Source organism: Demequina maris (genome assembly GCF_000971155.1).
GTDB lineage: Bacteria > Actinomycetota > Actinomycetes > Actinomycetales > Demequinaceae > Demequina > Demequina maris.
In genome coordinates, this window is sequence record NZ_BBLX01000013.1 from 11970 (window position 1) to 32072 (window position 20103).

19 protein-coding genes and 1 tRNA gene are annotated in these 20103 nt (G+C 73.3%); 1 reads left to right on the plus strand and 19 read right to left on the minus strand.

The genetic code is table 11. The features are described 5' to 3' along the window. From AOM02_RS12565 to AOM02_RS12575, 3 genes are all read right to left on the minus strand, one after another. Positions 1-963 (minus strand): carbohydrate ABC transporter permease, encoded by a 963-nt coding sequence (locus tag AOM02_RS12565; RefSeq protein ID WP_062299751.1) that lies wholly within the window; start codon positions 961-963, stop codon positions 1-3. 67 nt (positions 964-1030) lie between these two features. Continuing rightward, positions 1031-2305 (minus strand): sugar ABC transporter substrate-binding protein, encoded by a 1275-nt coding sequence (locus AOM02_RS12570; RefSeq protein ID WP_062299755.1) that lies wholly within the window; start codon positions 2303-2305, stop codon positions 1031-1033. Between the two features lie 44 nt (positions 2306-2349). Continuing rightward, a complete protein-coding gene (locus AOM02_RS12575; protein WP_500778323.1) occupies positions 2350-3630 on the minus strand; it encodes a LacI family DNA-binding transcriptional regulator in 1281 nt (426 codons plus the stop codon). Here AOM02_RS12575 and AOM02_RS12580 point away from each other — a divergent pair. Beyond that, the gene (locus AOM02_RS12580) at positions 3572-4423 is read left to right on the plus strand and encodes an HAD hydrolase family protein (RefSeq protein WP_062299760.1); all 852 of its coding nucleotides are present in this window, start codon (positions 3572-3574) and stop codon (positions 4421-4423) included. The two genes, AOM02_RS12575 and AOM02_RS12580, sit on opposite strands and share 59 nt — an antisense overlap. 39 nt (positions 4424-4462) lie before the next feature. Here the strand turns inward: AOM02_RS12580 and AOM02_RS12585 are convergent, their stop codons facing one another. From AOM02_RS12585 to obgE, 16 genes are all read right to left on the minus strand, one after another. Next, positions 4463-4828, minus strand: a complete 366-nt coding sequence (locus AOM02_RS12585) for a GntR family transcriptional regulator (protein WP_062299763.1) — start codon at positions 4826-4828, stop codon at positions 4463-4465. Beyond that, positions 4812-5804, minus strand: coding sequence for a DUF1648 domain-containing protein (locus AOM02_RS12590; RefSeq protein WP_062299766.1), 993 nt, complete (start codon positions 5802-5804; stop codon positions 4812-4814). The genes AOM02_RS12585 and AOM02_RS12590 overlap by 17 nt, the downstream gene beginning before the upstream one ends. Positions 5805-5902: 98 nt before the next feature. Continuing rightward, positions 5903-6721, minus strand: coding sequence for an SDR family oxidoreductase (locus AOM02_RS12595; RefSeq protein WP_062299769.1), 819 nt, complete (start codon positions 6719-6721; stop codon positions 5903-5905). Positions 6722-6730: 9 nt separating this feature from the next. Beyond that, complete coding sequence (locus AOM02_RS12600; protein ID WP_062299771.1) at positions 6731-8287, minus strand: succinic semialdehyde dehydrogenase; 1557 nt, start codon at positions 8285-8287, stop codon at positions 6731-6733. A gap of 52 nt (positions 8288-8339) precedes the next feature. Further along, on the minus strand, positions 8340-8771 hold the full coding sequence (locus AOM02_RS12605) for a DUF1801 domain-containing protein (RefSeq protein WP_156156221.1): 432 nt from the start codon (positions 8769-8771) through the stop codon (positions 8340-8342). Between the two features lie 112 nt (positions 8772-8883). Next, positions 8884-8956, minus strand: a tRNA-Ala gene (locus AOM02_RS12610). A gap of 66 nt (positions 8957-9022) precedes the next feature. Then, the gene (locus AOM02_RS12615) at positions 9023-9652 is read right to left on the minus strand and encodes a histidine phosphatase family protein (protein WP_062299777.1); all 630 of its coding nucleotides are present in this window, start codon (positions 9650-9652) and stop codon (positions 9023-9025) included. Beyond that, positions 9649-10269: a histidine phosphatase family protein gene (locus AOM02_RS12620; protein ID WP_062299779.1), complete on the minus strand. Its 621-nt coding sequence runs from the start codon at positions 10267-10269 to the stop codon at positions 9649-9651. The genes AOM02_RS12615 and AOM02_RS12620 overlap by 4 nt, the downstream gene beginning before the upstream one ends. After that, positions 10266-10628 carry a ribosome silencing factor gene (rsfS, locus tag AOM02_RS12625; protein ID WP_062299782.1) on the minus strand — a complete coding sequence of 121 codons (363 nt, stop codon included), beginning with the start codon at positions 10626-10628 and terminating at the stop codon, positions 10266-10268. The genes AOM02_RS12620 and rsfS overlap by 4 nt, the downstream gene beginning before the upstream one ends. Next, entirely contained in the window at positions 10628-12250 is a 1623-nt protein-coding gene (locus AOM02_RS12630) for a hypothetical protein (protein WP_156156222.1), read from the minus strand. Before AOM02_RS12630 ends, rsfS begins: the two co-directional genes overlap by 1 nt. Continuing rightward, a complete protein-coding gene (nadD, locus tag AOM02_RS12635; RefSeq protein WP_267127689.1) occupies positions 12243-12812 on the minus strand; it encodes a nicotinate-nucleotide adenylyltransferase in 570 nt (189 codons plus the stop codon). Before nadD ends, AOM02_RS12630 begins: the two co-directional genes overlap by 8 nt. A 28-nt stretch (positions 12813-12840) precedes the next feature. Next, positions 12841-12987 (minus strand): hypothetical protein, encoded by a 147-nt coding sequence (locus tag AOM02_RS14390; protein ID WP_156156223.1) that lies wholly within the window; start codon positions 12985-12987, stop codon positions 12841-12843. 65 nt (positions 12988-13052) lie between these two features. Next, positions 13053-14336: a glutamate-5-semialdehyde dehydrogenase gene (locus tag AOM02_RS12640; RefSeq protein WP_062299790.1), complete on the minus strand. Its 1284-nt coding sequence runs from the start codon at positions 14334-14336 to the stop codon at positions 13053-13055. An 82-nt stretch (positions 14337-14418) separates the two neighbouring features. Further along, a complete protein-coding gene (locus AOM02_RS12645; protein ID WP_062299792.1) occupies positions 14419-17166 on the minus strand; it encodes a cation-translocating P-type ATPase in 2748 nt (915 codons plus the stop codon). 207 nt (positions 17167-17373) lie between these two features. Next, on the minus strand, positions 17374-18489 hold the full coding sequence (proB, locus tag AOM02_RS12650) for a glutamate 5-kinase (protein ID WP_062299795.1): 1116 nt from the start codon (positions 18487-18489) through the stop codon (positions 17374-17376). 34 nt (positions 18490-18523) lie between these two features. Continuing rightward, positions 18524-20050: a GTPase ObgE gene (obgE, locus tag AOM02_RS12655; RefSeq protein ID WP_062299797.1), complete on the minus strand. Its 1527-nt coding sequence runs from the start codon at positions 20048-20050 to the stop codon at positions 18524-18526. Positions 20051-20103 lie beyond the last annotated feature (53 nt).

The window sequence follows — 20103 nt, forward strand, 5'->3', positions numbered from 1 at the left end:
TCAGTGCTCCTCTCGACGCTGCAGACGGACGTAGAACAGGCCGAACACCAGCGCGATCACGATGAGCAGGTTGCCGATCGCCGACGCGGGCGAGAACGCGGGCTGGCCCGTGCCGAACGCCTCGCGGTACGACCACACGGCGAGGGTGAGCGAGCTGTTCGCCGGCCCGCCCTTGGTCATGATCCAGACGATGTCGACGACCTTGAGCGTGTACACCAGGCCCAGCAGGATCGTGATGGCGGAGACCGGGCGCAGGAGCGGGAACGTGATGCGCCAGAAGATCTTCCAGGCGCCCGCGCCGTCGAGGGACGCGGCCTCGTAGACCTCGCCGGGGATGTTCTGCAGCCCCGAGTACAGGATCACCAGGTTGAACGGGATGCCCAGCCAGATGTTGGCGATGATCACGGCGAGCAGCGCGGTGTCGGGCGACGTGATCCAGTTGATCGGCTCGACGCCGAACGCGCCGAGGAACGAGTTGATGATGCCCGAGTCGGAGTTCATCATCCACGCCCACGTGGACGCGGACACGATCAGCGGGAGGAGCCACGGGACCAGGAACAGCGCCCGCAGGAAGCCCGAGAGCCGGAAGCTGTTGCGGAAGAACACGGCCAGCGCGAGCCCGATCGCGTACTGGAAGAGGATCGAGACGCCCACGAACACGAACGTGTTCCACAGCGCGGTCGGGAACAGGTCCGACTGGATCACGTCGACATAGTTCTCGAGGCCGACGAACTCGGCGTCGCCCTGGACGAACGCGCGGATGTTGTAGTCGTGGACCGACAGGTCGATGCTGCGGATCAGCGGGTAGGCGTAGAAGGCGATCAGGTAGATCACGAGCGGGGCGGCGAAGCCGACGGCGATCCACGGCGAGCCGTGGATCCTGCGGGCGTGCGCGCCCGCGCGGTCGGCGCTCGGCGCGGGCGAACCGTTGCCGGTGGCGCTGCGGCCGATGGTGGTGGTCATGCGGGTCCTCGGGGGGTCGGGGCGTGGGGCGGGCGGCTGCCCGCCCCACGCCCGTGTGCGGGTGCTGCTACTCGCCGGTCGCGGCGGCAGCGGCGTCCTGCGCCGCGTCCATCGCGTCCTGCGCGCTCGAGGCGCCGGACATCGCGGCCTGGACCGCGGTCCACAGCTGCTCGGAGATCAGCGGGTAGTCGGTGCCCAGGTTGTCGCTCGTGCGACCCTTGGCGGCCTTGACCGCGTCCACCCAGACGGACAGGTCGGGGTGCTCCTCGAGGAACGCGGCCTGGCCGTCGGCGGTCGGCGGGATGTAGTACGCGAAGGTGTCGGCGGTCTCGACGAAGCCCTCGGGCGTCGTCATGCACTCGACGATCTTCGTGGTCACCTCGTAGCGCGCCGTGTCGCTCTGCGCGGGCGCCATCACGAACTCGCCGCCGGTCGGGGCCGGGGCCGCGCCGCCGTCCTTGGCCGGGATGGTGATGTAGCCCGTCTCGAAGCCGGCCTCCGCGGCGGAGTTCACCTGCCACGTGCCGTTCTCGACGAAGCCGGTCTTGCCGTCGAGGAACTCCTCCCAGGCGGTGTTCTGCGAGTTCTGGATCGCCGACTGCGGCGCCCAGCCCTTGTCGAGCCAGTCGACCCACAGCTGCACGGCCTCGACGCCCGCGGCCGAGTTGAGCTCGGTGAGGTCCGCGCCCGCGCCCCAGAACCACGGGAGGAACTGGAACGAGCCCTCCTCGGTGCCGATGCCCGCGAAGGTGATCGCGCGGCTGCCCGCGCCGTCGATGGCCTCGAGCGCGGCGTTCAGCGAGTCCCAGTCGGTGATCGTCGACGGGTCGACGCCGGCCGCGTCGAGGATCTCCGCGTTGTAGTACAGCGCGAGGGTGTTGGCGCCGATCGGGATGCCGTACGCCACGCCGTCGACGACGCCGGCGGCGAGCAGGTTCTCGTCGATGGCGCTGGTGTCGAAGCCGAGCTCGTCCATGGTGATGATCGCGCCCGTGTCCGCCAGCGTCGACACCGCCGGGTTGTCGAGGAGCACGACGTCGGGCGCGGTGCCCTCCTGCGCCGAGAGCAGCAGCTGGTTGGTGAGCGCGGTGGTGTCGTAAGCGGTGCGCTCGATGGTCACGCCGGCCTCGTCGCCGCACGCCTGCACGCGGTTGGCCCAGTCCGAGCCGTCCTCGTGCTGGGGGTACGGGTCCCACCAGGTGTAGGTGCCGCCGGTCGCGGCGTCGCCGCCGCCGGACGATGCGTCGTCGCTGCCGGCGTCCGACGAGCAGCCGGCGAGCGCGCCCGCCGCGAGCGCCGCGGTCGCGAACGCGACGGCGGCCTTGGTGCTGGTGTTCCTCATGCGTTCCTCCTTGAACGGTGACCCCCGGGGAAGGGTCGGGTGAGTCAGCCCCGTAGGGATGGTGGTGCGGCGATGGATCCGCGGTCGTTGACGGTGGGTGGGATCAGGTCGACAAGGTGAGGCGCGGTCCCGTCGGGGCCGTCCTCGATTCGGGCGACGAGCTGCTGCACAGCGCGTCGCCCCAGCTCGTCCGCGGCGCTGTCGATCGCCGTGAACGGAAGCGAGAAGGTGCGGGCGAAGTCGTCCGAGTAGCGGCCGATCACCGAGATGTCGCGCGGGGCGGCGAGGCCCCGCGCGGCGAGCACCGACGGCAGCGCGGCGGCGGCCGCCTCGTTGTTGAGCAGCAGGCCGGTGGCGCCGGGGTGCTGGTCGAGGACCGCGTGGAGGTCCGTGCCGATGCCCGGCTGGCTCGAGTCGCCGTGGTGGTGGTGCAGGGTCATCCCGAGCTCGGCCGCCCGCTCCCGGGCGCCGTCGGCGAGGCGCCACACGTAGGCGCCGCCTCGCTCGACCACGTGGACCGGCTGCGAGACGAGGATGAGCTCGCGGTGGCCGGCGTCGTGCATGGTCTGGACCATGAGCCGGCCGCTCTCGATGAAGTCGAGGTCGAACACGTCGACGCCGTCGCACTCGGCGGGAAGACCCACGGTGGCGCCAGGCTGCATCGCGTGGCGCAGGATCTCGAGGCGGCTGTCGCGCTCGGCGACGTTGAGGAGGACGAACCCGTCCACCATGCGCGACGACGACAGGCGCTGGAGCGCGTGCACGCCGTCCTCCTCGGACACGAGCAGCGTGTCGTAGCCGAGCTCGCGCGCCCGGTTGGTGACGCCGAGGATGTACTGGAGCATCGCGGGGGCGAACTCGTCGTCGAGGAAGCGTCCGAGGAGCCCGATCACCTTGGTGTGCGACGTGGCGAGCGCGCGTGCCCCCGCGTTCGGGATGTAGCCGAGCTCGTCGACCGCGTCGAGGACGCGCTGGACCACCGCCGGGGAGATGGTCCGCTTGCCGCTGAGCGCGTACGAGGCGGTGCTGCGGGAGACTCCCGCGGCCTTCGCGACATCGCCGATGGTCACCATCGAGGCTGTGCTCCTTCTTCGTCGAACGAGACTGTCGAACCGGTTCGATTCAACGTCGACGACGATATAGCGAACCGGTTCGACAACGCAACCGGCAATCCTGCCCGTGACCGAATCGTGATGTCCCTCCGTGGCTCCTCGGCGACGACGAGGACGGCTCGGGCGCCGCCGCGCCACCCGTAGGCTGGTCCGCGTGACGGAGACCACCAGCGCATCGTCCCGCCGCGCGATCTTCCTCGACGTGGACGGCACCTACGCCCACCATGGCCGGGTGCCGGAGGCGCACGCGGAGGCCGTCCGCGCGGCCCGACGCGCCGGCCACCTCGTGCTGCTGTGCACGGGACGGCCGGTGTCGCTCCTGCCCGACCACATCACCGCGGCAGGCTTCGACGGCTTCATCGCCGGCGCCGGCGCCTACGCGGTCCTCGGCGACGAGGTGCTCCTCGACACCCGCTTCCCCGCCGGCCTCGCGGCCCGTGCGATCGAGATCCTCGACGCGCACGGCGCGATGTACTTCCTCGAGGCGCCCGACGCGACCCACGCGCGCCCGGCGACCATCGAGGCGATGTCGGCGTACCTGCCGCGCCGTAGCGTCCACTCGCAGGCCGAGGAGCAGGGACGACGCGACGTGACCGACGCGCTCCGGCCCACCGAGGACCTCGGCTCGGTGGCCTTCGGCAAGATCACGAGCTTCCACGCCGAGGCGCCGCTGCCGGAGATCGCCGCGCTCGTGGGCCCCGAGGTCGCGGTGATCCCCAGCTCGATCCCGGACCTGGGGCCGGGCGCCGGCGAGATGTTCCTCGCGGACGTGCACAAGGCCGTGGGCATCGCGGCCGTGGTCGAGCGGCTGGGTCTCGCGCGCGAGCAGGTGGTCGCGTTCGGCGACGGCCCGAACGACCTCGAGATGCTCGCCTACGCGGGCGTGAGCGTCGCCATCGAGGGCTCGGACCCCGCGCTGCTCGACCTCGCCGACCACGTCGCGGCGACGCCGGATGCCGGCGGCGTGGCGGCGGCCTTCGCGGAGCTCGGCCTGCTCGACGGCTGAACCCGCGCCTGAGCCCGCAGGCGTCCGGCGCGGGGCCGCTCAGGCCTCGTCGGCCTCCTCGGCGGCGGCCCGCACGAGCGCCGCGACGGCGTCCGCTCCCACGCCCAGCTCGTGGGCGCGCGCGGCCAGCGCGAGCGCATCGTCCCGCAACGCGGCGAGCGCGGCGGCGTGCGCGGACACCACGGCCCCGCGTCCGCGCCGCATCTCGACCAGGCCCTCGTCGCGCAGCAGCTGGTAGGCCTTGAGCACCGTGTGGAGGTTGACGTCGAGCGCCTCCGCGACCTCGCGAGCCGGCGGCAGCCTGTCCCCCGCGCGGAGCGTGCCGGCGGAGGCCTGGCGGCGCACGTCGCCGGCGATCTGGTCGTAGAGCGGCTGCGCCGAGCCCGGGTCAATCCTGAGCAGCATGGGCGGCCTCCCCTGCGGCAGCGAGCAGCGACGCGGCGGTGTCCGCATCGTCCACCGTGACCACGAACCGACGCCCGGAGCGGCGCGTCACCTCGATCGCGAGGCCGGGGCGCAGCACCACCGCGGTCGCCCCGGGGATCTGCCGGATCCCGTAGCCGCCGTACTGGGCGAGCCCATGGACCTCGATCGCGGCGACGGAGACGATGTCCTCGGCGGGCACGCGCATCCGCACCAGCCTCGCGCCCGACGTCACGGTGAGGCCGGTGGCGTCGATGCGCACGTGGGCGACGGTGAACGTCGCGGCGAGGACGCTCAGCAGGACCGCGACGCCGGTGATGATCGCGGCGGCCGCCGTGTCGCCGGCGAGCCACATGAGGGCCGAGCCGGTCCAAGCGGCGAGCGTCGCGAGGACGATGAAGGCGAGCGCCCAGGGCGTCATCTCGGCCCGGCCGAGCCACACGGCTCGCTCGCCGGGCGCGAGCGGCAGGGGCGCGGCGGCGACCGCGGCGTCGATCCGGGCGGCCGTCTCGCGCGGCTGCCCGAACCACGCGACGGTGCCCACGATCGCGCCGGCCGGCAGCGCGACGAGGAGGACGGGGAGGACGTCGGGCGCGCCCTCGGCCGCGTCGAGGCCGCGCTGGATCACGAGCGTGCCCGCGAGCAGCCCGCCGAGGAACACCGACAGGCCCGCCGCCACCGCCGGCAGCAGGCGGAGCGTGAAGCCGCGCTCGCCCTTGCGGATGGCGCGCGCCGCCGAGGCGCCGAGCACGAGCGGCAGCACGCCCGCGGTGAGCGCGGTCATCACCGGCACGGTCCAGGGAGCCGAGAACCCGTCGGGGCCGTCGACCCCCCAGTGGGTCGCGACCGGGTCGGGCAGGTCGCCCATCACCGCGAGCTCGACCGCGACGGCGGCCAGCGCCGCCACCACGGGCGTCACGACGCCCGCGCCGAGCGCCCTCCTGAAGGACTTGTCCACGTCACCCACTCCTCGGCAGTTGTTATAGATGAACTATAACACTCGGCGCGGGGAGGTCGGCGTGGAGAGGCCGGACACGAGGCCTGCGACGAGGGAGGTCAGCGCGGCGCGCCCTCGCGGCCGCGGAAGCCCTCCATCGCGCGGTTGATCCCGAAGAGGTCCACGACGGCGTCGAAGCCGCGCGCGGGCAGCGCGCGCACCACCGGCACCACGCGCACCAGAGGCGGCATGACGATCTGCTCGCGGCCGCGCTCGAGCCCGTCGATCACGCGCCGCGCCACGTCCTCGGGCTTCAGGATCGGCAGCAGCCGCGGGAAGCGCGTGCTGACCCCCGCGAACATGCCGGTGTCGATGTAGTACGGGCACGCCACGAGGGTGCGCACCGAGGACCCGGCGATCCTCAGCTCGGCGCGCAGCGACTCCGTGAAGCCGATCGCGGCCCACTTCGAGGCGGCGTAGTCGGTCTGGCGCGCGACGCCGACGAGCCCGGCGGCGGACGCGATCGTCACCACCGCTCCCCTGTCGCGTGCCAGCATCGCGGGCAGGAACGCGCGCGTCACCCAGTACAGCGCGAGGGTGTTGACCTGGAACGTGCGCTCGATCGCCTCGTCGGAGGCCTCGAGCAGGGGCGCGCCGGTGACGACGCCCGCGTTGTTGACGACGATGTCGACGGCGCCCGCCGCGGCGGCCGCGGCATCGACGGCCGCACGGTCGGTCACGTCGACGCGCGCCGAGATCGCGTCCGCGCCGAGCGCGTGGAGCTCGGCCACCACCTCCGATGCCGCGGCCGCGTCGCGATCCCAGATCACGACCGTCGCGCCGCGCCGCGCGGCCTCGTGCGCCATGAGCCGGCCGAGGCCCGAGCCGCCGCCGGTGATGAGCATCCGCGCGCCGCGCAGGTCCGTCCCTCGCGTCATCGTGTCCCCCTACGGCCGGATCCGGGTCAGCAGCCGCACCGCCGCGGTCATCGCCCGCGCGTACACCTCGTTCGCCATGCCGTCGAACGGCGCGATCACGGGCCCGCGATGGTCGGCGATGGTCTGCGCCTGCGTGTACTTGAGGATGCCGGCGGTGCCGTGGCGGCGGCCCAGCCCGGAGTCCTTCCACCCGCCCATAGGTGCGCCGACCGAGCCCCACGCGGCGGAGTAGCCCTCGTTGACGTTGACCGTGCCCGCCTCGACGCGCGCGGCGACCGCGGTGCCGCGCCTGCGGGACCAGACGGCGGCGTTGAGCCCGTACGCGCTGTCGTTGGCGCGCGCGACCGCCTCCTCGTCCGAGCTGACGCGATGCACCGCCACCACCGGCCCGAAGGTCTCCTCGCGCGCGCAGCGCATGTCGTCCGTCACGCCCGCGAGGATCGTCGGCTCGTAGACGGTGGGGCCGAGGTCGGGCCGCGCGCGGCCGCCGGCGAGCACGGTCGCGCCCTTCGCCACCGCATCGTCCACGTGCGCGCGCACCTCGGCGAGGTGCTCCTCGGACGCGAGCGACGCCATGTCGATCTCCCAGGCCGTCCCCACGCCCAGGCTCATGGCGCGGGTGCGCCGCACGAACGCGTCGACGAACGCGTCGTGGACCTCGTCCGCGACGTAGATCCGCTCGATCGACACGCACAGCTGGCCCGAGTTGGAGAAGCACGCCGGGATCGCGCCGGCGGCGGCCCGCTCGGGATCCGCGTCGGAGAGCACGAGCATGGGGTTCTTGCCCCCGAGCTCCATCGCGCACCCGATGAGCCGCTCGCCGCACCGCGCGGCGACCTTCCTGCCGGTCGCTGTCGAGCCGGTGAACATCACGAAGTCGACCGCGTCGACGAGCGCGCCGCCGACCGTGGGGCCGTCGCCCGCGACCACCTGCATCACGCCGGCGGGCAGCCCCGCGTCGCGCAGCAGCTCGAGGCCCGCGAGCGCGGACAGCGGCGTCTGGGAGTCGGGCTTGAGCACGACCGCGTTGCCCGCGATCAGCGCGGGGATGGCGTCCGAGACCGCGAGCGTGAACGGGTAGTTCCACGGCGCGATGATGCCGACGACGCCGCGGGGACGATGGTGCTCGGTGGTGCGCGTGACGACGGGCAGCGCGCCGGGACGGCGCCGGTCGCGCAGCACGCGCGCGCCGTGCCGCGCGTAGTGCGCGGCGTTGAGGGCGACGTCCGCGAGCTCGTCGAAGGCGCTGACGCGGCTCTTGCCGGACTCGAGCTGGACGATATCGAGGAGATCGTCGGCGCGCCCCCACAGGAGGCTCGCGACGCGGCGCATGACGGCCGCCCGCTCGCGGATGGGCGTGTCGGCCCAGGCGCGCTGGGCGACCCGCGCATCGGCCACCGCCGCGGCGACGTCGACGGGGCGCGACGTGGGCACCTCGGCGAGCACCGAGCCGTCCCACGGGCACCTCACCTCGAGGGGCTCCCCGCCGCCGCGCGCGAGCGCTACGAGGGACGATGCGCGGGCCGGGGCCAGCCGGTCGGCGTGCGGGGGTGCGGTGGTCGTCATCGAGGCCTCCTGTGCGTCGAAGGCTACAGGGCGTCGGCTCCGTCGCGGCGCCTCACGACAGCGCGACCGCCGCGCGCGCCATCTCGGCGACCGCGTCGAGGTCGAGGTCCTCCAGGCGCCTGAAGGTGACGGCGGCCGCCCCGACCCTCACGCGGCCCAGCCGGTCGGCGTACCGGTGCGCGAGGTAGGCGCCGTCCGCGACGGCGTTGACGTACAGGCTCACGTGGTTCTTCTGCTCCGCGAGGCCGATGAGGAACCAGTCGACGTCGTCGCCCCGGGGCCGCGGCTGCGAGATGTCGCCGTACCCGACGATCGCCTGCTCGGTCCCACCCCAGAACACTCCCCGCCACAGCGTGCGCGGCGCGTCGGGCATCCCCGCACGGAGCGCCGCGTCGACCGCGATCAGCAGCTCGGCCCGAGGGCCGGCGGCCAGGAACGCGTCGACGTCGTCGTCGGTCCGGCGCATGGACTCGGGACCGCTCATCGCCCACCCCCTGTACCGGCGCATCGTCCCACGCGACGCCGCGTTGCGCCCGGGAAACACGAAAGGCCGCTCCGAAGAGCGGCCTCTCGCCAAGTGCTGTCTCAACACTTCGTGGAGCTGAGGGGACTCGAACCCCTGACCCCCTGCATGCCATGCAGGTGCGCTACCAGCTGCGCCACAGCCCCGTCATCCTTGCGGATTCCGTGCTCCTGAGAGCGAGATAGATACTAGCCCAGATTCTTCATGAGGTGTTAATCGGCGTCGGCCGACTCGTCTACCAGCGACGACGCGATCGACAATCCGTACCGCGCCACCGACCAGCGGCCCGCGGAGGACTCGAGGACGTTCCAATGGGCGTGCGGGAGCTTGCCCAGCACGGTCGAGTGGACGTCGAGCCCGAGCAGCCCGAGCGAGCCGAGCATGATCGCGGAGCCGTGGCTGACGGCCACCACGAGGCGCGCGCCCTCGCACGCCTCGGCGAGACCCTCGGCGACGCGGGCGGAGACGTCGGCCGCCTTGCCCCAGCCCTCGATGCGGGGATCGAGGCCCTGGTGGCGGCGGTCGTACTCGCGCGGCCACCGCTCGCGCACCTCCTCGAGCGTGAGCCCCTCCCACTCGCCGTACGAGCGCTGCGTGAGGCGCGCATCGGGACGCGCGGGCACGCCGGTGACGGCGGACAGCTCCGCGGCCGTGTCGGCGGCCCGCAGGAGCGGCGAGCAGACGATGCGGTCCGGCGCCCCGTACGTCGCGTGGAGCACCGCGGCGGCTTCGCGCGCCTGGAGCCGCCCCTCCTCCCCCAGCGGCACGTCGAGCGAGCCCTGCAGGCGGCCCTCCGCGTTGTAGCCCGTGCGCCCGTGGCGCATGAGGACGAGGACGGTCACGACGCCACCTCGACGGCCGGCGCGCCCACGTTGTGGCTCTCGAGCGACCAGCCGCCCGCGGCGGACGGCACGAGGCGCGACCACGCGGCGTTGTGGAGGCTGCCGAGCGTGCGCCCCTCGAGCGGGAGGCCGAGCATCGCGAGCAGCAGCATGCGGCCCGACGAGCCGTGCGCGACGAGCACGAGGTCGCCCGGCACGCGCGCGACCCACTCGTCGACGGCGGCCACGGTGCGCGCGGCGACCTCGGCGTGCGTCTCGTAGCCGTCGAAGTCGGGCTCGTAGCCCGCCTTCCACGCGGCGTGGTCGTCGGGGAAGCGCGAGGCGCGCTCGTGCGCGTCGAGGCCCTCCCACGGGCCGTAGCGGCGCTCGCCGAGGCGCGCGTCCTGGTGCAACGACGCGGGCCGGTCGCCCACGAGGATGCGCGCGGTCTCGACGGCGCGGCCGAGCACCGAGGACACGACGACGGGCTCGCCCTCGAGCGCGGGCCACAGGGACGATGCGGCGGCACGGGCCTGCGCGCGACCCGTCGCGTTGAGCGGGATGTCGGTCGACCCCTGGAGCCGGCCCTCGCGGTTCCAGTCCGTCTGTCCGTGCCGGACCAGGAAGACGCGTGTCACTCGCCGAGCTGCAGGTCGATGACCGGGCAGTCCTTCCACAGACGCTCGAGCTCGTAGTAGCCGCGCTCCTCGTCGTGCATGACATGGACGATCACGTCGTTGAAGTCGAGCAGCGCCCAGCGGCCCTCGCGGACGCCCTCGCGGCGGACGGCCTTCGCGCCGTGCTGGTGCAGCTCCTCCTCGACGGCCTCGGCGATCGCCGCGACCTGGCGCTCGTTCGACGCCGATGCGATGACGAAGGCGTCGGACAGCGGCAGGTGCGCCGACACGTCGAGGGCGACGATGTCCTCCGCCTTCTTGGCGTCGGCGGCGTGCGCGGCGGCCTGGACCAGCTCGAGGGCCCGCTCGGTGGCGCTCATCAGGCGTTCCCCGTGAGGTGCCACACGAGCACGCCGAGCAGGAAGGCCACGGCGCCGATGACGGCCAGGTGCGCCCACGCGAAGTGGTGCGCGCCCTCGTCGGGGGCGTCGGGCTGGGGGCGGCGCGGATACTCGTCGCCCGCGAGGCCCGGGAGGTCGGTGCCCGTGGGCTCGTCGCCCACCTCGCCGGCGGGCGCCGTGCCCGCGGACGACGACGTCGACGCGTAGCCGTGCATGATCTTGGTGAAGTCCGGGATCGGGATGTCCTCGGACGGCGCGTAGTCCGCGACCTCGCGGGGCTGGACCTGCGCGAGCGGGTGCGAGTCCCAGCGCGACGGCGCCGACGCACTCGACTGCGCCACGTGCCGCATGCCGGCGGGCACGATCGCCGAGCCGCCCGACGGCGTCGCGGACGTGGCCGTCTCGACCTCCGCGGGGGCGGGCGCCTCGGTCACCGCGGTGCCGCGCTGGGGAAGGCCCTGCATCGCGGCCTCGGCGGCGAGGGCGGGGGCGTACGCCTCCTCCTCGTCGTCCTCGATGGCCTCGTCGGCAGGGGCGCTGCCGGACTCGGCCTGGGCGTAGACCTCGGCGGGGTCGAGCACCTCGGTCTCGACGTCCTCCTCGACGACCCCGGGCTCGGGGCCGTCCGCGGCGGGCTCGGGCTGCGCCTCGGGCTCGACAGTCTCCGGCTCCGGCGCGGGGGCACGACGGGCCTGCTGGGCGCGGGTGATCCCGGCCATGGCCTCGGCGGTGAGCCGGCGGATCTCGGCGGCGGGGTCGTCCGCATCGTCCTGCGCGGGGGTCGCCTCGGGTGCGGCGGCGGCCTCGGGCGCCTCAGGCGTCGCGGCGGTGCCGGCGGGCGGGGTGGAGGTCTCTCCGCGCGCGGCGCGCTCCTCGAGGCGGCGGGCCTGCAGCGAGCCCGGCGGGAAGAGGTGGCGGTACTCCTCGGGGATGGTGTCGATCGCGCCCGACGGGGTGGGGTCCTCGGCGACGGGCTGCTCGGCCGGCTCCTCGAGGGGCTCCTCGGCCAGCGGCTCCTCCTCGGGCTCGGCCTCGGGCTCCCACACCTCGGTGGCGGGCTCGTCGACGACGGGCTCGGCCATGGCCCGGGTGTCGGCCTGCTCGACCTGCTCGGCGGCCTCGGGCTCCCACGCCTCAGCGGCTGCGGGCTCCTCGACCGGCTCGTCGACGGGGGCCCCGGCCTCCGGCTCCGGCTCCGGCTCGGCCTCGGGCTCGGGCTCGGGCTCGGGCTCGGGCTCGAGCTCAGCCTCGGCGACCGGCTCCTCGACCACGGGCTCCTCGGCCTCCGGCTCCGGCTCGACCTCGGCGTCACGCTCAGCGCGGCGCCGCGCGACCATCTCCTGCGCCTCGAGGAGGTCGGGCGTCATCGCGGGCAGCTGGCCCGTCGCGATGAGCTCCTCCTCCTGGGTCCACGTCTCGATTCCCTGCTCGCCGCGCTCGAGCGCGCGACGCTCCTTGCGCGTGAGCGGGGTGCCGTCGGGGTGCGTGGCCGGCCCCGCGACGGTGGCGGGGATCGGGGTGGTGGGCTGGTCCGGCGCGGACTTCCTGACCTCGGCCTCCCGGCGCTCTCGGCGCGACAAGGGCCTTCCCTGGTCAGTCATCAAGTCCTCCGTAGTAGAGCCCGTTCTTGGCGATGTAATCGGCCACGGATCGGGGTACAAGGTAGCGGATCGGCAACCCGGCCCTCATCCGGCGACGCACATCGGTCGACGATATCGCCAGTGAAGGGGTCTCCACCAGGATATGTGGCCATTCCGACTCATCCAACGAATGACCCGGCCGTGTCACTCCCACGAAGGTCGCGAGGCCGGGCAGCCGGTCCGCGTCCTTCCACTCGTCGAGCCGGGCCAGCGCATCGGCCCCCGTGATGAAGAACAGCTCCGCGTCGGGACGCTGCTCGCGCAGGTCCGCGAGCGTGTCGACCGTGTAGGTGACGCCCCCGCGCTCGATGTCCACCGGCGAGACGGCGAAGCGCTCGTCCTCGGCCGCGGCGAGCTCGCACATCGCGAGCCGGTGCTCGGGCGACGCGGCGTCGATCCCCTGCTTGAACGGCTGCGAGTACGCCGGCGTCAGCAGGATCTGATCGAGGCCCAGGCGCGCGCAGACCTCGGAGGCTGCGGCCAGGTGGCCGTGGTGGATCGGATCGAACGTGCCGCCGAGCACGCCCACTCGTGCGAGGGGCGCGCGCACGTCAGTGGCGCGTGCCGACGCTCCGGAACGCGAACGTCACGAACAGCAGCGCCATCAGGCCGGTGAAGGCCAGCAGCCCGATCGCGGGCGCGGGGATGGGCAGCTCGTTGACGACGTGCGACGTGGTCTCGACGGCCTCGGTGATCATGGGGGGACTCCTCCTGATGTTGTCTCCCGCGATTATGGCACCGCTGGGGACGATGCGGGGACGGCTCAGCCGCGGATGTGACCCTCGCCGTACGCGACCCACGTCGTGGTGGTGAGCTCGCCGAGGCCCATCGGGCCACGTGCGTGCAGCTTCTGCGTGGAGATGCCGATCTCCGCTCCGAGCCCGAACTCGCCGCCGTCGGTGAACCGGGTCGACGCGTTCACCATGACCGCGGCGGAGTCGATGTGCGCGACGAAGTGCTGGGCCGCGTCGATGTCGTTCGTGACGATCGCCTCGGTGTGGCCGGTCGAGTAGCGGGCGATGTGCGCGATCGCCTCGTCCATCGAGTCGACGACCTTCACGGCGAGGTCCAGCGACAGGTACTCCGTCGCCCAGTCCTCCTCGGTGGCCGCGACCGTGGGGACGTTGGCGGGCGCGAGGTCGGCCGCCGCATCGTCCGCGTGGATGGTGACGCCCGCCTCGTGCAGCTGCTCGAGGATGACCGGCAGGTTGTCGGCCGCGTCCTTGTGGACCAGCAGCGTCTCCGCGGCGTTGCACACGCCCACCCGGTGCGTCTTGGAGTTGAGCACGATCGCAGCGGAGCGCTCGAGCGGCGCCGAGGCGTCGAGGTAGACGTGGCAGTTGCCCTCGCCCGTCTCGATCGCGGGCACGGTCGACTCGCGCACGACCGTCTGGATGAGGTCGCGGCCGCCGCGCGGCACCAGCACGTCGACGAGGCCGCGGGCGTTCATGAGCACGCGGGCGCCCTCGCGCCCGTACGCGTCGATGGACTGCACCGCGTCGCGCGGCAGGCCCACGCCCTCGAGCGCGTCCTGCAGCACCTCGACGATCACCTCGTTCGAGCTCGCCGCGGCCGAGCCGCCGCGCAGCACCGCGGCGTTGCCGGACTTCAGCGACAGGCCTGCAGCGTCGACCGTGACGTTGGGTCGTGCCTCGTAGATCATGCCGACCACGCCCATCGGCACGGCCTTCTGGATGAGGCGGATGCCGTTGGGGAGCGTCGAGCCGCGCTTGACCTCGCCCACCGGGTCGGGCAGCGTCGCGACGTAGAGCAGCGCCTCCGCGATCTTGGCGATGCGGCCCTCGTCGAGCGCGAGGCGGTCGAGCAGACCCGGGCTCATGCCGTTGGCGCGGCCGCGCTCGAGGTCCTTCGCGTTGGCCTCGACGATGCGCGCCGCCTGGGCGACGAGCGCGTCGGCCATGGCGTGGAGCGCATCGTTCTTGACGGTCGTCGTGGCGGTCGCGAGCGCGCGGGAGGCGAGCTTGGCGCGGCGGCACGCCTCGAGGACGGCGGACTCGACATCGGTGGGGATCGCGGTCTCGGTCATGGCACTCGATTCTAGGAGCCGCGAGGGTGCCTGCCCAGGGGTGGCTGGCACCTTCTCCCCCGTCCGCGCCGCGGGGACCCGGTCAGCGGCCGCGTGCGGGCGCCACCGCCTCGGCGACGGTGGGCGCGATCGCCGCCTGCCGGTGCCGGCGCAGCGCCTTGTCGATCTCGACCACCGCCATCACCGCGAGCGTGAGCCCGAGGCATCCGAGCCACTCCCAGCCGGTCAGCGACGACGTGTACAGCCACCCCTGCATGAAGTCGAGCTCGGTCGCGAGCACGATGAACGCGAGCGGCCACAGCAGCATCCGGGTCCCGCGTCCCCACGGCGCGGTGAGGCCGGTCTCGGGGTCGCGCCTGAGCTGCAGGCCGGTGGTGAGCGTGCCGAGCGCCACGATCACGAAGGCCATCGTCATGGGCTGCGACGCCTCGTCGGGCGACAGCTCGTCCCGGCCCCAGAGCAGCGGCACCAGCGCCGCGACGAACAGCGCGCCGCCGTAGATCAGCCACCGCACGACGTTGCGCGGCGACGCGATGCCGGCGGACGGGTCGCGCGGCGGGCGCTGCATCAGTCCCGGCGGCTCGGGCTCGAACAGGATGACGAGCACCGCGAAGATCGCGACCGCGAAGTTGAGGACCAGCACCATGACCGGCGTGAGCGCGACGCCCTCGTTGAGGTCGATCACGCTCGCGACCACGAAGAGCAGCAGCAGCGCGATGAGCTGGGACAGCTGGAAGGTCAGGTAGGACGTGATCTTCGCGTAGACCACCCGGCCCAGCTTGACCGCGTGCACGAGGGTCGCGAAGTTGTCGTCGGTCAGCACCAGCTTCGCCGCCTGCTTGGTCACCTCGGAGCCCGACCCCATGGCCACCCCGATGTCGGCCTGCTTGATCGCCGCCGCATCGTTCACCGCGTCGCCGGTCATGGCGACCACCTCGCCGCGCGCCTGGAGCCGCTGCACCAGGCGCAGCTTGTCCTGCGGGGTGACGCGGCCGAAGACGGAGAGGTCGTCGAGCCGCGCGTCGACCTCATCGTCGGTAAGGGCCGCGAACTGGGCGCCCGACAGCCCCTCGCCCGGCAGGTCGAGCTCGCGACCGATGGCGGCGGCGGTGACCACGTGGTCGCCGGTGATCATGCGCACGTCGATGCCGGCGGCGTGCGCCTCGTCGACGGCCACCTTCGCCTCGGGCCGCAGCGGGTCCACGATGCCGACGACGGCGACGAAGCCGAGCTCGCTCACCGCCGCCATCGGGTCGGCGAGCACCTCCGCCTCCTCCGCCTCCTCGTACACCCGGAGCGCGAGCGCCAGCGTGCGCAGGCCCTGCGACGAGCGGTACTCGATCTCCTCGGTGACGGCGTCCGCGAGCTCGGCGACCGGCACGGTGTCCCGCGTCGGCAGGTAGGCGCGCGACGAGCGCGACAGCAGCACGTCCGGGGCGCCCTTGACGACGCCCACGAGCCGCCGCTCCCCCTGCCACTCGACGTGGTGGAAGGTCGCCATGAACTTGTAGTCCGAGTCGAACGGCACCTCGGCCTCGCGCGGGAAGCGTCGTTGCGCCTCGGGGACGTCCACCCCGAGCTTCTGGGCGAGCACCACGAAGGCCGCCTCGGTCGGGTCGCCCACGACGACGCCGTCCGCGCTCACGGTCGCGTCGTTGGGCAGCGCGAGCGCGTACGCGACGGGCGCGCCGAGCGGGATCTCGTCGCCCTGCGTGCGGCGCACCCGGCCCTCGAACGAGTAGCCCGAGCCGTCCACCGTGAAGGTCTCGCCGCCCACCCACACGCTGCGCGCCATCATCTGGTTCATCGTCAGCGTGCCGGTCTTGTCGGAGCAGATCGCGCTGGTCGCGCCGAGCGTCTCGACGTCGTTGAGCGACGCGACCACGGCCTTGGCCTCCGTGAGCCGCGACGCGCCCCACGAGAGCATCCCCTGCACGAACGTGGGCAGGCCGGTGGGGATCGCCGAGATCGCGACCGCGGTGCCGAGGAACATGAGGTCGCTGAACGACTGGCCGCGGGTGATGCCGAGCCCGACGATCAGCACCACCGCGCCCCACGCGACGGCACCGATGATGCGCGTGAGCGCCGACAGCTCCCGCTGCAGCGGCGACTGGACGCGCTCGACCGTGGACAGCATCGTCGCGATCGCGCCCATCTCCGTGGCCATGCCGGTGGCGACCACGAGGGCGGTCGCGGTGCCGCGGGTCACGGACGTGTTCTGGAACAGCATGCACGCGCGGTCGCCGAGCGCGGTCGCGGGGTCCGGCAACGCGGCCGCGCCCTTCTCGATCGGCGCGCTCTCGCCGGTGAGCGCCGACTCCTGCGTCTCCAGCGTGGTCGCGCGGACGATGCGCGCGTCGGCGGGCACGATGTCCCCCGCCTCGAGCTCGATGACGTCGCCGGGCACGAGCTCGGGCGCGGGGATCGCGATCACGCCACCGTCGCGGCGGACCCGGACCTGAGGCACCTGCATCGTCGCGAGGGCGTCGACGCTGGCCTGCGCCTTGCGCTCCTGGCTCGCGCCGGACCACACGTTGAACACGACGAGCAGCCCCACCATGATCGCCGTCGACACCTCGCCGATCGCCGCCGAGATCGCGGTCACCGCGATGAGCATGAGGTTCATGGGGTCCGCGAGCTGGCGCAGCGCGAGCTGCCACATCGTCGCCGCCTGGGCGGCGGTCAGCTCGTTCGGGCCGTAGCTCGCGTAGCGCTCGCTCGCCTCCACCGCGGTCAGGCCGTCGAGCCCGACACCCAGCTCCGCGGCCGCATCCGTAGGTTCCATGGACCACCACGCGGTCGTGGTCCGTGCGGTCGATTCCGTGCTCATACCAGGCCCCCTGCCTCGACGTTCCGAGTCTAGGGAGGTGGAAGGGGCGGCGCGCGGGGACACTCGTCCCGGGTTCGCTCCGCACGGTCTCGGATCCGACACGCCGTCCGCCGGGGACGATGCGCGCGTCCCGTGCGGCGAGTCGCGCGCGGAACCGTGCGGAGCGAAGTGCGGCGGCGCGAGCGCGGGGAGCCAGGAGCGAGGAGGCTAGAGGACGACGAGGTGGTCGATGTGGATGAGCTCGCGCGCGTACGCCTCGCCGAGCACCTCGCCGAGCGCCTCCGTGGACAGCCCCTTCATGCGGTCGGCCTCCTCGGACGAGAAGCCCGCGAAGCCGCGCGCGACGAGCGCGCCGTCCCGCGACACCAGGTCGACCGGCTCCCCCGCTTCGAAGTCGCCGCGGATCTCGACCACGCCGGCGGCGAGCAGCGAGGCCTGGCGCCCGCGCAGCGCTCGCACCGCGCCGTCGTCGAGCACGATGCCGCCGCGCGTCTTGGCGGCGTCGGCGAGCCACTGCAGGCGCGTCGTCTCGGGCTTGCCCGTGGGCCGGAACAGCGTCCCGACGTCCTCGCCGGCGACGGCGCGCGCCGCATCGTCCGCGGACGCGAGGACCACGTGGACGCCGGAGTTGGTGGCGAGCGACGCCGCCTCGATCTTGGTGATCATGCCGCCGGTGCCCACGGCTGAGCCGCGGCGCGAGATGTCGATGCCGTGGAGGTCGTCGGGCCCGTGCACCTCGCCGATGCGGCGCGCTCCCGGGGTGTCGGGGGCGGCCGTGTAGAGCGCGTCGACGTCGGTGAGCAGCACGAGCGCGTCGGCGCGGACGGCGGTCGCGACGAGCGCCGCGAGCCGGTCGTTGTCGCCGAAGCGGATCTCGTCCGTCGCGACCGTGTCGTTCTCGTTGATGATGGGCACCACGCCGAGCGCGAGCAGCGACTCGAGCGCGCGGCGCGCGTTGCCGTAGTGCGCGCGACGGACCATGTCGTCCGCCGTCAGCAGCACCTGGCCGACGGTGAGCCCGTAGCGCGCGAACGCGACGGTGTAGGCGTGGATGAGCTTGCCCTGGCCCACCGAGGCGGCGGCCTGCTGCAGCTCGAGGTTGGTGGGGCGCGCGACGAGGCGCAGCGGGCCGATGCCCGCCGCGATCGACCCGGAGGTGACCAGGAGGACCTCGCGGCCGGCGGTGCGGGCCGCGCCGAGCACGTCGACGAGCGCACCCAGGCGGCCCTCGTCGAGCTGCCCGTCCGGACCGGTGAGCGACGACGACCCGACCTTGACGACGATGCGTCGTGCCTGTGCGACGACCGCGCGCGCCTCGCTCACGTGACCTCCTGGGGGATGGATACCTGCCAGAAGGCTACTCGTCGTCCTTGCTCGGGTCGGTCCAGTGGCCGGCGTCGCGCTCGGTCCAGAGCTCCTCACGGGCGGCCGCGCGCGCGTCCATCGTCTCCTTGTGCTCCTGGCGCTTCTCGGCACGCGTCGCGCGGTGGTGACGCTCGTGCTGCTCGATGCGCAGGTCGGAGCCGCGCTGGCCGAGCAGCTCGGCGCCCGCCATCATGGTCGGCTCCCAGTCGAAGATGATGCCGCCCTGGCGCGGGCCGATGACGACCTCGCAGCCCGGCGTCGCGCCGGCCTTGAACAGCCTCTCCTCGACGCCCGCCTTGGCGAGCCGGTCGGCGAGGTAGCCCACGGCCTCGTCGTTGGCGAAGTTGGTCTGCTTGACCCAGCGCTCCACCTTGGTGCCGCGCACCTGGTAGTAGTCCTCCGCGCCGTCGCGGACGTGCGTGACGGTGAAGCCCGAGTCGTCGACGGCCTTGGGGCGGATGACGATGGGCGCCTTCTCGAGGACCGGCACCTTGGCGCGCTCCTCGTCGACCATCTTGGCGAGCGCGAAGCCGAGCTCGCGCAGGCCCTCGTGGCTCACGGCGCTGACCTCGAAGATCGGCATGCCGCGCTCCTCGAGCTCGGGGCGCACGATCTCCGCGAGGTCGCGGCCGTCGGGCACGTCGATCTTGTTGAGGATGACGATCTGCGGGCGCTCCGCGAGCGGGACGCCGCTGATCGCCTCGTCGCCCGAGTAGGCGCGCAGCTCCTTGGAGATGATGTCGAGGTCGCGCAGCGGGTCGCGGTCGCTCTCGAGGGTGGCGGTGTCGAGCACGTGCGCGATCACCGAGCAGCGCTCGATGTGGCGCAGGAAGTCGTGGCCCAGGCCCCTGCCCTCCGAGGCGCCCTCGATGAGGCCCGGCACGTCCGCGATGGTGAACTTGGTGCCGCCGGCCTCGACGACGCCGAGGTTCGGCACGAGCGTGGTGAAGGGGTAGTCCGCGATCTTGGGGCGCACGCGGCTCATCGCGGCGATGATCGAGGACTTGCCCGCGCTGGGGAAGCCCACGAGCGCGACGTCCGCGATGGACTTGAGCTCGAGGACGACCGAGGCCTCCTCGCCGGGCTCGCCGAGGAGCGCGAAGCCGGGGGCCTTGCGCTTCTGCGTCGCGAGCGCCGCGTTGCCCAGCCCGCCGCGACCGCCGGCGGCGATCACGTACTCGGCGCCGTCGCCCACGAGGTCCACGAGGAACTCGCCCTCGCGCGTCTTGACGATGGTGCCGTTCGGCACGCCGAGGCGCAGGTCCGCCGCGTTCGCGCCGTGGCGCATGTCGCCGGCGCCCTGCTTGCCGTTCTCCGCGGTGCGGTGCGGCGCGTGGTGGTAGTCGAGCAGGGTGGTCACCTGCGGGTCGACCACGAGGACGACGGAGCCGCCGCGGCCGCCGTTGCCGCCGTCGGGGCCGCCGAGCGGCTTGAACTTCTCGCGGTGGACGGAGGCGACGCCGTGGCCGCCGTTGCCCGCAGTGACGTGGAGCGTCACGCGGTCGACGAACGATGCCATGGCTTCCTCCTGGACGATGCGGCGGCCCCGATGACCCGCATCGTGAACCAGCC